Annotated in this window: 2 protein-coding genes; both read right to left on the reverse strand. The window is 51.1% G+C overall.

Features of this window, described 5'->3' with window-relative positions:
• Positions 1-22: 22 nt before the first annotated feature.
• The gene (locus tag QVO39_RS01950) at positions 23-685 is read right to left on the reverse strand and encodes a SprT-like domain-containing protein (protein ID WP_021902788.1); all 663 of its coding nucleotides are present in this window, start codon (positions 683-685) and stop codon (positions 23-25) included.
• A 1-nt stretch (position 686) separates the two neighbouring features.
• Positions 687-1,205: a shikimate kinase gene (locus tag QVO39_RS01955; RefSeq protein WP_021902789.1), complete on the reverse strand. Its 519-nt coding sequence runs from the start codon at positions 1,203-1,205 to the stop codon at positions 687-689.
• Between the last annotated feature and the right edge of the window lie 104 nt (positions 1,206-1,309).

A 1,309-nucleotide genomic window follows, 5' to 3' on the forward strand; every position in this document is an offset into this window, starting at 1 on the left:
GAGCCTTTTTTGTGTCTAGGGATTAGGATTGGAGGGGGACGTGGTCGGGGGCGAGCCTTTCTTTGAGGGCTTTCCACTTATCGTAAGGGAGGGTGCGGCCGCGGAGGGTTCGGACTTTGGGAAAGGTGGCGAAGTAGGGATCCTCGGTGACGTACCAACCGTGGTGGATGAGGCTGGGCGCCTTCTCTACCTGATGCTGGATCCTGCCAAGGTAATTCTTACTAACCACTGTGGCGTAGTACTCTTCTCTCTCTTTATTCTCGAGGAGGAGAACGGCGTATGCTTCGTAGGTGGGATAGGTCTCCATAGCTGCTTTTTCGGTGATAGTGACCTCCCAACCGTACTCATTATTGAGTTGATCTATCAGGCTTCTAAAGACCTTGCCGTGGGCGGAGGTATCCTTGATCTGATGGAAATGGATATAGTAGTGGACCATCTCGTGGAGCAGGATATTTTGGTACTCTCGCTCCGTGAGCTTGTAGAGGTTGGTGAGCTGTATCCGCTGCTCTGTGTAGACGGTAGTGCTACCTCTCTTTTCCGCAGCGTAAGAAAAGCCACCCATCTGCCGTCGGGTAGGGCTAATGGTAAAGCTGGGCTGAGGAAGCGAGCCTTGGAAGTATTGTTGATTGAATTTATCGAACCAATACTGTATCCACTTAAAATTGATCTCAAAGGGTTGTTCCATATCACAATGAAAGGTGTTGCACGATCTGTTCTGCCACCTCGGTAGTGGTCGCCTCAGCCGTCACCTCAATGGTGATATCGGCCTGAGTGTAAAAGGGTTCGCGTAGGGGCAAGGTTGCCTCGACATACTGCTTCACCCCCTCTTTATCTAGGTGTGCCACCGCTGGCCGGCTCTCGCGATAGAGGTAGAGCCACTCGGCTAGTAGCTGGGGCGATGCTTTGAGGTAGACCACAGTGCCACGCTGCTTCATGGTAGCGATATTATCGTCGTGGCTGGCCATTCCTCCACCTGTAGCGATCACTACATCCTGAAGCTGAGAGAGCTCAATGAGGATCACCTTTTCCCGCTTCCTAAACTTCTCCAAGCCACAGCAGCCAATCATAGCACTCACAGAGGAGTGGTACTTTCGCTCAATATAGAGGTCGGTATCCACAAAGGAGAGCTGTAGCAGCTTTGCCAGCTCGCGCCCAATGGTGGTCTTCCCCACTGCTGGAAAGCCTACTAGGAATATTGGTTTCATTATCACACAAATAAGAGTAGACCCTGGCAAAGGGAAAGCTTCACCAGGATCAGGCGTTACGCATTAGAAGAAATGTTGTACGAATGATCATATACAAGCTGTTG

It is taken from the genome of Porphyromonas sp. CAG:1061, from assembly GCF_000435035.1.
Lineage (GTDB): Bacteria > Bacteroidota > Bacteroidia > Bacteroidales > Porphyromonadaceae > Porphyromonas_A > Porphyromonas_A somerae.

Coding starts and splice junctions, on each gene's coding strand:
- QVO39_RS01950 (WP_021902788.1), bottom strand. CDS start 685: ATGGAACAACCCTTTGAGATCAATTTTAAGTGGATACAGTATTGGTTC.
- QVO39_RS01955 (WP_021902789.1), bottom strand. CDS start 1,205: ATGAAACCAATATTCCTAGTAGGCTTTCCAGCAGTGGGGAAGACCACC.